The sequence below is a fragment of the Micromonospora sp. NPDC048063 genome (genome assembly GCF_043202855.1).
Taxonomy (GTDB): Bacteria; Actinomycetota; Actinomycetes; order Mycobacteriales; family Micromonosporaceae; genus Micromonospora.
In genome coordinates this window covers 84,255-99,356 of the sequence record NZ_JBIDBG010000016.1, presented here as the reverse complement: position 1 = coordinate 99,356, position 15,102 = coordinate 84,255, and the positions used below count along the sequence as shown (strand labels likewise).

The 15,102-nt window shown below is 75.4% G+C and carries 1 protein-coding gene (cut by a window edge); it reads left to right on the top strand.

Translation table 11 applies throughout. The annotated features are described in order from the left end of the window. Positions 1 to 15,102, top strand: partial view of a type I polyketide synthase gene (locus ACGFZ2_RS28190; RefSeq protein WP_393458664.1) — the 3' portion only. It extends 14,748 nt beyond the left edge of the window; only the last 15,102 of its 29,850 coding nucleotides appear in the window; its start codon lies beyond the left edge, outside the window; its stop codon occupies positions 15,100 to 15,102.

Here is a 15,102-nt window from a genome sequence, read left to right as displayed (position 1 = left end):
GACCGGGCTCGGTCGGCGCGGGCGGGCCTGACGCCGATGAGCGCCGAGACCGGGTTGGAGCTGTTCGACGCCGCCCTGGCGGCGGATCGGGCGGCCCTGGTGCCGGCCGTGATCGACGTACCGGCGATGCGGGCGGCCCTCGGCACCGCCGGCCCGGTGCCGGCCGTGCTGCGTACCCTGATCGGGTCGACGGCGTCCCGGCGACGGGCCGCGCGGGGCGGCGACTGGGCCAACCAGCTGGCGGGCCTGGCGCCCGACGAGGCGCGGGCCCAGGTCGACGTGTTGGTGCGGGGCCTGGTCGCGCAGGTGCTCGGGCACGGCGGCGCGGAGGCGGTGCCGGCGGACCGGGCGTTCCGGGAGCTGGGCTTCGACTCGCTGACCGCGGTCGAGTTGCGTAACCGGCTGAACGCGGCCACCGGGCTGCGGCTGGCCTCGACGCTGGTGTTCGACTACCCAACCCCGACCGTGCTCGTCGACCACCTCTACGAGCAGGTCTCCGGACAGATCACCGCCCGCCGGACGGCGGTGCTCACCGCCAACACCGACGAGCCGATCGCGATCGTGGGCATGGCCTGCCGCTACCCGGGCGGGGTGGAGTCTCCCGACCAGTTGTGGGAGTTGCTGGCCGCCGGTGGTGACGGGATTTCGGAGTTTCCGGCGGATCGGGGTTGGGATCTGGAGTCGTTGTTCGACCCGGACCCGGACCGCAGTGGTACGTCGTACACGCGGCACGGTGGTTTCCTGTACGGGGCGGCGGAGTTCGATCCCGGGTTCTTCGGGATCTCGCCGCGGGAGGCCCTGGCGATGGATCCGCAGCAGCGGCTGCTGCTGGAGGCGTCGTGGGAGACGTTCGAGTCGGCCGGCCTCGACCCACAGCGGCTGCGGGGCAGCCGTACGGGCGTGTTCGCCGGGGTGATGTACCACGACTACGCCTCCCGCCTGATGGACCTGCCGCCGGACGCCGAGGGCTTCGTCGGCACGGGCACGTCGGGCAGCGTGCTGTCGGGGCGGGTGGCGTACACGTTCGGCCTGGAGGGGCCGGCGGTCACCGTCGACACCGCCTGCTCGTCGTCGCTGGTGGCGCTGCATCTGGCCGCGCAGGCGTTGCGCAGCGGCGAGTGTGACCTGGCGCTGGCCGGTGGCGTGACGGTGATGGCGACGCCGGGGACGTTCATCGAGTTCTCGCGTCAGCGGGGCCTGTCGCAGGACGGTCGGTGCAAGTCGTTCGCCGCCTCCGCCGACGGCACCGGCTGGTCCGAGGGCGTCGGCGTGCTGCTCGTGGAGCGGTTGTCGGACGCGCGGCGCAACGGGCACCGCGTGTTGGCGGTGGTGCGCGGCACGGCCATCAACCAGGACGGCGCGTCGAACGGCCTGACCGCCCCGAACGGTCCCTCGCAGCAGCGCGTGATCCGTCAGGCGTTGGCGAACGCGCGGCTCACCCCGGCTGACGTGGACGCTGTCGAGGCGCACGGCACGGGCACCACGTTGGGTGATCCGATCGAGGCGCAGGCGTTGTTGGCCACGTACGGGCAGGAGCGTCCGCAGGATCGGCCGCTGTGGTTGGGGTCGGTGAAGTCGAACATCGGGCACACGCAGGCCGCCGCCGGTGTGGCGGGTGTGATCAAGATGGTCATGGCGATGCGGCACGGCATGGTGCCGGCGACCCTGCACGTGGACGAGGCGTCGCCGCACGTCGACTGGACGGCCGGTGCGGTGGCCCTGGCGACCGAGGCGACGCCGTGGCCGCAGGTGGACCGGCCGCGTCGGGCGGCGGTGTCGTCGTTCGGCATCTCCGGCACCAACGCCCACGTCATCATCGAACAGCCGCCGGCCGAGGTGATCGAGGGCGAGATCGTCGGCCGCGACGTGCCACCGGTCGTGCCGGTGCTGCTGTCCGGTCGCGACGCCGCCGCGCTGTCGGCGCAGGCGGGCCGGTGGGCGCGCTGGCTCGCCGCCGATGAGGCCTCGCGTCCGCTGGACGTGGCCTGGTCCTCCGTCACCACCCGGCCCGCGCTGGAGCACCGGGCGGTCGTGACCGCCGCCGACCGGGGCGACCTGGTCGCGGCGTTGACCGCCCTCGCCGACGGCGACCCCGTCGGTACGGTCGTCTCCGGCGCTGCCGGGCAGCGGGGCCATCTCGCGCTGCTCTTCTCCGGTCAGGGTGCGCAGCGCGCCGGCATGGGCCGGGAGTTGTCCGCCCTGTTCCCGGACTTCGCGACCGCGCTGGGCGAGGTGTGTGCGCAGCTTGATCCGCTGTTGCCGCGTCCGTTGCGGGAGGTGTTGTTCGCCGAGGCGGGTACGGCCGAGGCCGGGTTGCTGAATCAGACGGTGTTCACGCAGGCCGGGTTGTTCGCGGTCGAGGTGGCGTTGTTCCGTCTGGTGGAGTCGTTCGGTGTGGTGCCGGACTTCGTGGGCGGTCATTCGATCGGTGAGGTGACCGCCGCGTACGTGGCCGGGGTGCTGTCCCTGGCCGACGCGTGCGCGTTGGTGGCGGCGCGGGGCCGGTTGATGCAGGCGCTGCCGGCCGGTGGCGGCATGTTGGCCGTGGCCGCCGACGAGGCCGCGGTGATCGAGTCGATCGCCGCGCTGGGCGACCGCGTCGGCATCGCCGCCGTCAACGGGCCCACCTCGGTGGTCGTGTCGGGCGCCGTCGAGGCGCTGGACGAGGTGGAGCAGCTCTGGCAGGGCCGGGGTGCGCGCACCCGCCGGCTCACGGTCAGTCACGCGTTCCACAGCCCGTTGATGGAGCCGATGCTCGACGAGTTCCGCGCGGTCCTGGACGGGTTGACGTTCGCGGCGCCACTGGTGCCGGTGGTGTCGAACGTGACGGGGGCGCTCGCCGACGCCGGCGACATTCGCACGCCGGAGTACTGGGTGCGGCACGTCCGTGAGGCGGTGCGCTACGCCGACGGGATCACCGCACTGCGGAACGCTGGTGTGGACACGTTCCTGGAGGTCGGCCCGCAGAGTGTGCTGACGGCGATGGCGGCGGACATCCTGCCCGACGACGATGCCGTGCTGGCCGTCGCCGCCCAGCGCAAGGACCGGCCGGAGACGCAGGCCCTGCTGCACGCCCTCGCCGAGTTGCACGTGCACGGGGTGCCGGTGACCTGGCAGCCGTGGTTCGCCGACACTGGCGCACACCGCGTCGACCTGCCCACGTACGCCTTCCAGCACGAGCGCTACTGGCCCGCCGCCAACCGGGCGCGTACGGGCGACGTGTCCGGAGCGGGACTCGGCCGCGCCGAGCACCCGCTGCTCGGCGCGACGGTGGACCTGGCCGGCGACGACGAGATGGTGCTGACGGGCCGGCTCTCCCTGGCCACGCACCCGTGGCTGGCCGACCACACGGTCTCCGGGCTGACGCTGGTCCCGGGCACCGCCCTGGTGGAGTTGGCCGTGCGGGCCGGCGACGAGGTGGGCCTCTCCCGGCTGCGGGAGCTGACCGTGGCCGCCCCGCTGGTCGTCCCCGGCAGCGGGGGCGTGCGGATCCAGGTGCGGGTGGACGGGACCGTCGACTCCACGCACCGCACCGTCGCCGTCTACTCCCGTTCGGACGACGACCCCGAGGCGGGCTGGACCCGGCACGCGGAGGGTGTACTGGAGTCGTCCACCGCCGACGAGCCGGACATGGTCACCTGGCCCCCTGCGGGGGCGTCCGAGGTGGACCTGGCGGAGTGGTACCCGGCGCTGGCGGAGCACGGCCTGGCGTACGGGCCGGTGTTCCAGGGGCTGCGGCGGGCCTGGACCAGCGGGGGCGAGGTGTTCGCCGAGGTGGTCCTGCCGGACGACGCCGCGACGGAGGCGGTGCGGTTCGGCGTGCACCCGGCGCTGCTGGACGCCGCTCTGCACCCGATCGGGCTGCTAGTTTCGCAGGAGTCGGGTGGGCCGCGGGTGCCGTTCGCGTTCGAGGGTGTGCAGGTGCACGCCTCGGGTGCGGGGGTGCTGCGGGTGCGCCTGACCCGCAACGGTTCCGGGGTGCGGCTGGCGGCGTACGACGAGGCGGGCGCGCCGGTGGTGTCGGTGGACTCCCTCGTTCTGCGGGAGCTGACCGGGGTGGCCGCGCCGGGCGCGGCATCGCGGTCGCTGTTCGAGCTGCGGTGGCCGGCCGTGGAGGTCACCCCCGGCGGGGAGGCGTCCGGATGGGCGCTGCTGGCGGACGGCCGGGAGATGCCGGCCGAGCTGGCGGCACGGGTCGGGCTGGTCGCGTACCCCGATGCGGCGGCCGTCGCGGGGGAGGAGTCCGTCCCTCGGGCGCTGCTGCTTCCGGTGTTCCCCGCGTCCGAGTCGGCAGCGGAGACGCTGGAGTCGGTTCGGGCGGTGACCTCGGGCGTGCTGGCGACGGTGCAGTCCTGGCTGGCGGCCGACGTGCTGGCGGGCTCGACGCTGGTGGTGGTGACCCGGGGCGCGGTCTCGGTCGGTGCCGAGGATCGGGTCACGGATCTGGCGGGTGCGGCGGTGTGGGGTCTGCTGCGGTCGGCGCAGTCGGAACACCCGGGGCGCATCGTCCTCGCGGATGTCGACGGTGACCTGGACGCCGCGCTGGTGACCACGCTCGACGGGGTCCTGCGGGAGCCGGCCACGACCGGCGGTCAGTTGGCCGTCCGCAGGGGCGCGGTGTACTCGCCCCGCCTCGTCCGGGCGGGCCTCACGGTGGCGGCGGAGACGCCGAACCTGGGTGACGGCGCGGTGCTGGTGACCGGTGGCACGGGTGCGTTGGGTGCGTTGGTGGCGGAGCACGTGGTGTCGTCGTGGGGTGTGCGGTCGCTGGTGCTGGTGTCGCGGCGGGGTTCGGAGGCTGCGGGTGCGGCCGAGTTGTCGGCGCGGTTGGCCGCGTTGGGTGCTGCTGTGCGGGTGGTGGCGTGTGATGTGACGGACCGGGGCCAGGTCGACGCGCTGGTCGCCGAGATCACTGCCGAGGGCCGGTTGGCGGGTGTGGTGCACACCGCTGGTGTGCTGGACGATGGGGTCGTCGAGGGGCTGACCGCGGAGCGGCTCGGGGCCGTGCTGGCGCCGAAGGTGTCGGCGGGTTGGTTGCTGCATGAGGCGACGGCGGGTCTGGGTCTGGATCTGTTCGTGGTGTTCTCGTCGGTGGCGGGGGTGTTGGGTTCGCCGGGTCAGTCGGCGTATGCGGCGGGCAACGCGTTCCTGGACGGGTTGGCGGTGTGGCGGCGGCAGCTCGGGTTGCCGGCGGTGAGCCTGGCGTGGGGCATGTGGGACACCGCCGGCATGGCCGCTTCCCTCGACGAGGCGGACCGGGCACGGTCGGCGCGGGCGGGTCTGACGCCGATGAGCGCCGAGGTCGCGTTGGAGCTGTTCGACGCCGCGCTGGTGGCGGATCGGGCGGCCCTGGTGCCGGCCGCGGTCGACGTGCCCGCGTTGCGGGCGGCGACCGCCGGCGGTCCCGTGCCGGCCGTGCTGCGCACCCTCATCGGAACGACCAGCACCCGCCGCCAGGCGGGGCAGGGCGGTGGCGGGTGGGCCGACCGGCTCGCCGGGCTGACCGAGGACGAGGGCCGGGCCCAGGTCGACGTGCTGGTGCGGGGCCTGGTCGCGCAGGTGCTCGGGCACGGCGGCGCGGAGGCGGTGCCGGCGGACCGGGCGTTCCGCGAGCTGGGCTTCGACTCCCTGACCGCCGTGGACCTGCGTAACCGGCTGAACGCGGCCACCGGGCTGCGGCTGGCCTCGACGCTGGTGTTCGACTACCCGACCCCGGCGGTGCTCGCCGACCACCTCTGGTCGGAGTTGGCCGGGGTCCGTCAGTCGACCGCCGACCTGGTCGCTGGCACGGTCGTTGGCACCGACGAGCCGATCGCGATCGTGGGCATGGCCTGCCGCTACCCGGGCGGGGTGGAGTCTCCCGACCAGTTGTGGGAGTTGCTGGCCGCCGGTGGTGACGGGATTTCGGAGTTTCCGGCGGATCGGGGTTGGGATCTGGAGTCGTTGTTCGACCCGGACCCGGACCGCAGTGGTACGTCGTACACGCGGCACGGTGGTTTCCTGTACGGGGCGGCGGAGTTCGATCCCGGGTTCTTCGGGATCTCGCCGCGGGAGGCCCTGGCGATGGATCCGCAGCAGCGGCTGCTGCTGGAGGCGTCGTGGGAGACGTTCGAGTCGGCCGGCCTCGACCCACAGCGGCTGCGGGGCAGCCGTACGGGCGTGTTCGCCGGGGTGATGTACCACGACTACGCCTCCCGCCTGATGGACCAGCCGGGCGAGGTGGAGGGCTACGTCGGCACCGGCACCTCGGGCAGCGTGCTGTCGGGGCGGGTGGCGTACACGTTCGGGCTGGAAGGCCCGGCGGTCACCGTCGACACGGCGTGTTCCTCCAGCCTCGTCGCGCTGCATCTGGCCGCGCAGGCGTTGCGCAGCGGCGAGTGTGACCTGGCGCTGGCCGGTGGCGTGACGGTGATGGCGACGCCGGGGACGTTCATCGAGTTCTCGCGTCAGCGGGGCCTGTCACAGGACGGTCGGTGCAAGTCGTTCGCCGCCTCCGCCGACGGCACCGGCTGGTCCGAGGGCGTCGGCGTGCTGCTCGTGCAGCGACTTTCCGACGCCCAGCGGGAGGGCCGGCGGATCCTGGCGGTGGTGCGGGGCACGGCGGTGAACCAGGACGGCGCGTCGAACGGTTTGACGGCGCCGAACGGTCCGTCGCAGCAGCGGGTGATCCGGCAGGCCCTCGCGAACGCGCGACTCACGACCGCCGACGTGGATGCGGTGGAGGCGCACGGCACGGGCACCACCCTGGGTGATCCGATCGAGGCGCAGGCGTTGCTGGCGACGTATGGGCAGGATCGGCCGCGGGATCGGCCGTTGTGGTTGGGGTCGGTGAAGTCGAACATCGGGCACACGCAGGCGGCGGCCGGGGTGGCCGGTGTGATCAAGATGGTGCTGGCGATGCGGCACGGTCTGGTGCCGCCGACGTTGCATGTGGATGAGCCGTCGCCGCACATCGACTGGACGTCGGGTGCGGTGGCTCTTGCGACGGAGGCGACGCCGTGGCCGGTCGTGGATCGGCCGCGTCGGGCGGCGGTGTCGTCGTTCGGTATCTCCGGTACGAACGCGCATGTGATCATCGAGCAGCCGCCGGCCGAGGTGGTGGAGGGCGGGGTCGTCGCCCGGGAGCTGCCGCCGGTGGTGCCGGTGCTGCTGTCCGCCCGGTCCGACGCGGCCCTGGCCGCTCAGGCGGGCCGGTGGGCGCGCTGGCTGACCGCCGACGAGGCCCCGCGTCCGCTGGACGTGGCCTGGTCCTCGATCACCACTCGACCGGCGCTGGAACAGCGCGCCGTCGCCGTGGTGGCCGACCGGGACGGCCTGCTCTCCGCGCTCCGGGCCCTCGACGCGGGCGAGCCCTCCGGCGCTGTCGTCACCGGCTCCGCCGCCGCATGCGGTCAGCTCGCGCTGCTGTTCTCCGGCCAGGGCGCGCAGCGTGCGGGTATGGGCCGGGAGTTGTCGGCCGGATTCCCGGTGTTCGCGGCGGCGTTGGGCGGGGTGTGTGCGCAGCTCGATCCGCTGTTGCCGCGTCCGTTGCGGGAGGTGCTGTTCGCCGAGGCGGGCACCCCGGAGGCCGAGCTGCTGGACCAGACCGTGTTCACCCAGGCGGGCCTGTTCGCGGTCGAGGTGGCGTTGTTCCGGCTGATCGAGTCGTTCGGCGTGGTGCCGGACTTCGTGGGCGGCCACTCGATCGGTGAGATCACGGCCGCGCACGTCGCCGGGGTGTTGTCCCTGTCGGACGCCGCCGCGTTGGTGGCGGCGCGGGGTCGGTTGATGCAGGCCCTGCCGTCCGGAGGCGGGATGCTCGCAGTGGCGGCGGACGAGGCCGCGGTGGCCGAGTCGATCGCCGGCCTCACGGATCGGGTCGGGATCGCGGCGGTCAACGGGCCGACGTCGGTGGTGGTGTCCGGGGCCGTCGAGGCCCTCGACGACATCGAGCGGGCGTGGCGGGAGCAGGGCGCTCGCACTCGCCGGTTGACGGTGAGCCACGCGTTCCACAGCCCGCTGATGGAGCCGATCCTCGATGAGTTCCGCGCGGTCCTGGACGGGTTGACCTTTGCCGCGCCGTTGCTGCCGGTCGTGTCGAACGTGACCGGTGCGGTCGCGGATGCCGAGGAGATCCGCACCCCGGAGTACTGGGTGCGGCACGTCCGTGAGGCGGTGCGGTACGCCGACGGGGTCGCCGCGCTGCGCGAGGCGGGCGTGGACACGTTCCTGGAGGTGGGTCCGCAGAGTGTGCTGACGGCGATGGCGGCGGACATCCTGCCCGAGGATGACGCCGTGCTGGCCGTCGCCGCGCAGCGTAAGGACCGGCCGGAGACGCACGCCCTGCTGCACGCCCTGGCCGACCTGCATGTGCACGGCGTGCCGGTGACCTGGCGGCAGTGGTTCACCGACACCGGCGCACGCCGCGTGGACCTGCCCACGTACGCCTTCCAGCACCAGCGCTACTGGCCCGAGGGCACGACGGCGAAGCAGGCCGCCCCGGACAGCGGCGACGCCGACTTCTGGGCCGCCGTCGAGCGTGGCGACCTGGCCGCCCTCGCCGCCGAAATCGGCGACGACGCCGAGGCCCTGGGCGCCCTCAGCCCGGCCCTGCCGGTCCTCTCGCGCTGGCGGCGGGCCCGGTCCCGGGACACCACGCTGGACGGGTGGTCGTACCGGGTCGCGTGGGAGCCGGTGCGGCCGGCCCCGGCGGCCGGGCTGTCCGGGCGGTGGCTGGTCGTCACCGTCGACAGCGGCGCCGACGCGGGCATCGCGCGGACGCTCACCGAGGCGGGCGCCCAGGTCGACACGCTGACCGTGCTGCCCACCCTCACCCGGGCCGACCTGGGCGAGCGGCTGCGCGGCATCAGCGCGGACGGCTGGGCCGGGGTGCTCTGCGTCCTGCCCCGGCAGGACCAGCCCCTGGCGCACACCCCGGCGGTTCCCGCCGGCGCAGCGGTGCTGCTCACCCTCACCCGGGTGCTCACCGACACCGGCCTGCCGGGACGGGTGTGGGCGTTCAGCCGGACCGCGCTGCCGGTCACGGCGCGCGAGCGGGCCGGCGACCCCTGGGCCGCCCTGGCCTGGGGCCTCGGTCGAGTCGTCGCCCTCGAACAGCCGGACCGCTGGGGCGGCCTGGTCGACCTGCCCGAGCGCGCCGACCGGAGCACCCGCGCCGGGCTCGTCGCGGTCCTGGCCGACGGCACCCTGGACCAGGTGGCCGTCCGCCGCAACGGCCTCTTCGGCCGGCGGCTGGTGCCGGCCGCGCCGCCCGCCGGTTCGGGTTGGCGGCCCGCCGGCACGGTGCTGGTCACCGGTGGTACGGGTGCGCTGGGCCGGCACGTGGCGCGGTGGTTGCTGGCCAACGGTGCCGGCGAGGTGGTGCTGGCCTCCCGGCGCGGCCCGGGTGCGCCGGGCGCGGTGGAGCTGGTGGCCGAGTTGGGTGCGGTGCGGGTGGTGGCCTGTGACGTGACCGACCGGGAGGCGGTCGACGCCCTCGTGGCCGGGCTGCCGGGGCTGACCGCCGTCGTGCACACCGCCGGCGCGTCCGGCGGCACCGCGCCGGCGTACGAGGTGACCGACGGCGAGCTGTCGGGCACCCTGGCCGGCAAGGTGCTCGGCGCCGTGCACCTCGACGCCGCCTGCCGGGACCGGGACCTCGACGCGTTCGTGGTCTTCTCCTCGGTGGCCGGCGTCTGGGGCGGCGGCGGCCAGGCCGGCTATGCGGCCGGCAACGCCCTGCTCGACGCCCTCGTCGCCGCCCGCCGGGCGGCGGGCCTGCCCGCCACCGCCCTGGCGTACGGGCCGTGGGCGGAGGACGGCATGGCCGCCGGGGAGACCGCGGACGGCCTACGCCGCCGCGGGTTCAGCCCGCTCGCGCCCGACGCCGCCGTCGCGGCGCTGGGCCGCTGGGTGAACGCGCCGGAGGCGGCGCCGGTGATCGTCGACGTCGACTGGTCCCGGTTCGTCACGGCGTTCACCGTGGTGCGGCCGAGCCACCTCTTCGACCGGGTCGCCCCGGCCGTCGCCGAGGAGCCGGAGCGGCCGGAGAGCGCCGCCGCCACCGACGGGCTGCGGGCCCGGCTCGCGGCGCTGCCGGCGACCGGACAGGAGGCGCTGCTGGTCGACCTCGTCCGCGCGGAGGCGGCGGCCGTGCTCGGTCACGCCACCACCGACCAGGTGCCGGCCGGCCGGGCGTTCCGCGAGCTGGGCTTCGACTCCCTCGCCGCCGTGCAGCTGCGGGACCGGCTGGGTCGGGTCACCGGCCTGACCCTGCCGTCGACCGTGGTCTTCGACCACCCGTCGGCGGCGGAACTGGCTCGCTTCCTGCGTACCGAAATCGTGGTCGGCGCGGACGGCGGCCCGGCCGTCGGCGGCGCGACCGTGGTCCGGGCGCCGGTGGACGAGCCGATCGCGATCGTCTCGATGGCCTGCCGGTTCCCCGGCGGGGTGTCGTCGCCGCAGGAGCTGTGGCGGCTGCTGGCCGACGGGGTGGACGCGGTCACGCCGATGCCCACCGACCGGGGCTGGGACCTCGATGCCCTGTTCGACAGCGACCCGGAGCGGATCGGCACCAGTTACACCCGCAGCGGCGGGTTCCTGCCCGACGTGGCCGGCTTCGACGCCGCGTTCTTCGGGATCAACCCGCGCGAGGCCCTGGCGATGGACCCGCAGCAGCGGCTGCTGCTGCACACCACCTGGGAGGTGTTCGAACGCGCCGGCATCGACCCGCAGCGGGTACGCGGCTCCGCCACCGGCGTCTTCATGGGCACCAACGGGCAGGACTACGCCACGCTGCTGCTGGGCGCCCGGTCCCAGGTGGAGGGCTACCAGGCCACCGGCAACGGCGCCTCGGTGGTCTCCGGCCGCCTGGCGTACTCGTTCGGGCTGCACGGCCCGGCGGTCACCGTCGACACGGCCTGCTCGTCGTCGCTGGTGGCGCTGCACCTGGCCGCCCAGGCGCTGCGCAGCGGCGAGTGCGACCTCGCCCTGGCCGGCGGCGTGACCGTCATGTCCACCCCGGGCGCGTTCCTGGAGTTCTCCCGGCAGCGTGGCCTCGCCGCCGACGGGCGGGTCAAGGCGTTCGCCGAAGCCGCCGACGGCACCGGCTGGGGCGAGGGCGTGGGCGTCCTGCTGCTCCAGCGGCTCTCCGACGCCCAGCGGGACGGCAACCGGATCCTCGCCGTCGTACGGGGCAGCGCGGTCAACCAGGACGGCGCGAGCAACGGCCTCACCGCACCGAACGGACCGGCACAGCAGCGGGTGATCCGGCAGGCGCTGGACAACGCGGGCCTGACCCCCGACGACGTGGACGCGGTCGAGGCGCACGGCACCGGCACCACCCTCGGCGACCCGATCGAGGCGCAGGCGCTGCTGGCGACGTACGGGCGGGGTCGACCCGCCGACCGGCCGCTGTGGCTCGGGTCGGTGAAGTCGAACATCGGCCACACCCAGGCCGCGGCGGGCGCCGCCAGCCTGATGAAGATGGTGCTGGCCCTGCAGCACGAGGTGCTGCCGGCGACCCTGCACGTCGACGCGCCGACCCCGCACGTCGACTGGACGTCCGGCGCGCTGGCGCTGCTCACCGAGGCACGGCCGTGGACCGCCGCGGGCCGGCCGCGCCGGGCCGGCGTCTCCTCGTTCGGGATCAGCGGCACCAACGCCCACGTGATCCTGGAACAGGCCCCGGAACGGCCGGAGCCGGTCGTCCCCGTCGGGGAACGGCCCAGGGCGACCCTGCCGTGGCCGGTCTCCGCCGCCGACCTCGCCGCGCTGCGCGACCAGGCCGGCCGGCTGGCCGACCGGGCCGCGACGGGCGACGACCCGGCCGACCTGGTCGCCTGGGCGCTCGCCGACGGCCGCGCCCACCTGGGGCACCGGGCGACCGTGGTCGCCGCCGACCGGGCGACCCGGCTGGCCGCGCTGCGGGCGCTGGCCGTCGGGGAGGACCACGCGGCGCTGGTCACCGCCCGGCGGCGTTCGGGCGGCCTCGCCGTCCTCTTCTCCGGCCAGGGCGCCCAGCGCCCCGGCGCCGGCCGGCAGCTGTACGACACGTTCCCCGTGTTCGCGGCGGCCCTCGACGAGGTCTGCGGAGTGCTGGACCACCAGCTGCCGCAGCCGCTGAAGCCGGTGCTGTTCGCGGCCGACGGCAGCGCCGAGGCCGCCCTGCTCGACGAGACGGTGTTCACCCAGGCCGGGCTGTTCGCACTGGAGGTGGCCCTGTTCCGGCTGGTCGAGTCGTTCGGGGTGGTGCCCGGGCACGTCGCCGGGCACTCGATCGGCGAGATCACCGCCGCGCACGTCGCCGGGGTGCTGTCCCTCGCGGACGCCGGCACGCTGGTGGCCGCCCGGGGCCGGCTGATGCAGGCCCTGCCGGCCGGGGGCGGGATGCTCGCCGTCGCCGCCGACGAGGCGGCGGTGGTCGAGTCGCTGGCCGGGCTGACCGACCGGGCCGGCGTCGCGGCCGTCAACGGTCCCACCTCCGTGGTGGTCGCCGGGGCGGTCGACGCCCTCGACGGGCTGGAGCGGGTCTGGCGGGAGCGGGGGGTGCGCACCCGCCGGCTGCGGGTCAGCCACGCGTTCCACAGCCCGCTGATGGAACCGATGCTGGCCGGGTTCCGGGCCGTACTCGACGGGCTGACGTTCGCCGCGCCGCTGCTGCCGATCGTGTCGAACCTGACCGGAAGGGTCGCCGACCCCGACGAGATCCGTACGCCCGACTACTGGGTGCGGCACGTCCGCGAGGCCGTCCGGTACGCCGACGGGATCGCCGCGCTGCGCGACGCGGGGGTGGACACGTTCCTGGAGCTCGGCCCGCAGGCGGTGCTGACCGCGATGACGGCCGGCCTGCTGCCCACCGAGGACGACGGGACGGCTGTGGCGGCGCTGCGCGCCGGGGCCGACGAGCCGGCCGCCCTGCTGTCCGCGCTGGCCGTCCTGCACGGCACCGGGCGGGACGTCGACTGGGCGGCGGTGCTCGGCGTGCTGGCCGGCCCCCGCCCGGATCCCCGCCGGCTGCCGGAGCTGCCGACGTACGCGTTCCGGTCGCAGCGCTACTGGCCGACGCTCGACGTGGTCCCGACTCCGGCCGCCGACCCGGTGGACGACGCGTTCTGGCGGGCGGTCACCGACGGCGACCTGGACCGGCTCGGCATCGACCCGGACCGACCGCTGCGCGATCTGCTGCCGGAGCTGGAGTCGTGGCGGCGCCGCCAGCACCTCGACGGCACCCTGGCCGGCTGGCGGTACCGGGTCACCTGGGAGCGCCGGGCGCTGACCGGCGCCGACCCGGGCACCTGGCTGGTGGTGGCCCCGCCGCACCAGGTCACCGACCGGGTGCTGGCCGCGCTCACGGCCGGCGCCGCGACGGCGCACGTGCTGACCGTCGACCCGGCCACGGTCACCCGGGACGGCCTGGCCGCCGACCTCGACCGGCTCACCGCCGCGCACCAGCCGACGGCGCTGCTCTCCCTGCTGGCGCTGGACGAGGCGCCGCACCCGGAGCAGACCGCGCTGCCCACCGGCCTGGCGGCGAACCTGCTGCTCGTGCAGGCGCACACCGGCCGCTCCGGCCCGGCCGTGCCGCTGTGGCTGGCCACCACCGGCGCCGTCGCCGTCGACGACGAACCGGTCGTCCACCCGACGCAGGCCACCACGTGGGGTCTCGGTCTCGTCGCCGCGCTGGAGCACCCCCGGCACGTGGGCGGCGTCGTCGACCTGCCGGCGGTCGCGGGCGAGGCGGCGTACGCGGCCCTGGTCGGCGCCCTGACCAATGGCGACGGGGAGGACCAGCTCGCCGTCCGGGAAGCCGGCGTGCACGCCCGGCGTCTGGTCCGGGACACCGGACGGCCGGCGGCGGGCGGCGGGTACCGCCCGCACGGCACCGTCCTGCTCACCGGCGGGACCGGCGCCCTCGCCCGGCACACCACGGACTGGCTGGGCCGCCACGGCGCGGAGGTGCTCCCACTGGCGGAACCGGCGACGGGCAAGCTCGGCGACCTGATGGAGCAGCTCGCCGCCGAGAGCCGGCCGGTGACCGCGCTCGTGCACGTCCCGGCGGAGACCGGCTCGGCGCCGTTGGCCGAGCTGACCCTCGCCGGCCTGGCCGCCGACCTGACCGCCACCGTCGGCGACGTCCCGAGGTACGCGGACGAACTGACCCACCGGCCGCTCGACGCGTTCGTGCTGTGCACCTCCACCACCGGGGTGTGGGGTGCGGGCGGCCGGGCCGGCCAGTCCGCCGGCGACGCGCTGCTGCACGCGCTCGTCGCGAACCGGCGGCACGGCGGCCTGGTGGCCACCGCCGTGGCGTGGGGGCCGTGGCGCGACGACCCCGAGTCGGCCGAGCTGGCGCAACTGCGCCGGCGGGGCCTGCCGGGCCTGCCCCCGGACCTGGCCGTCGAGGCGTTCGGGCAGGCGCTGCGCGAGGAGGCGGCGCTGGTCGTCGCCGACGTGAGCTGGGACCGGTTCGTGCCGACGTTCGCGTCGATGCGGCCGTGTCCGCTGCTGACCGGCATCCCGGAGGCCCGCGCGGCGCTGCCCGCCGACGACGACCGCCAGCCGGCGGACGACGAGGCGGCGACCGCGCTGCGGGAGCGGCTGCGCCCGCTGAACCCCGGCGAACGCGAGGGCGTCCTCGTCGAACTCGTGGGCGGCCTGGCGGCGACCGTGCTCGGCCACACCGGGGGCGGGGGACTGGAGCCCGACCGCGCGTTCCGCGAGGTCGGCTTCGACTCGATGACGGCCGTGGAGCTGCGCAACCGGCTCCGCGCCGCCACCGGCGTGCAACTGCCAGCCAGCGTGGTCTTCGACTACCCCACGCCGGCCGCGCTCGCCCGGCACCTGCGCGACCAACTCGTCGAGGACGGGGCCGCCGCGGCCGCCCCGCTGCTCGCCGAGCTGGAACGGCTCGACGGCGTCTTCGCGGCCGGCGCACCGGACCGGCTGACCCGGCAGAAGCTGCTGGTGCAGTTGCAGGCGTTCGTCGCCCGGTGGGGCGACGACCGCGGTCCCGTCGAGGAGAAACCCGTCGCCCACGCCCTCGACGACGCGACGGACGCCGAGATCTTCGATTTCATCCACCGCGAGCTGGGCGGGCCCGGCGGCAATTTGCCGGGCCTGTAG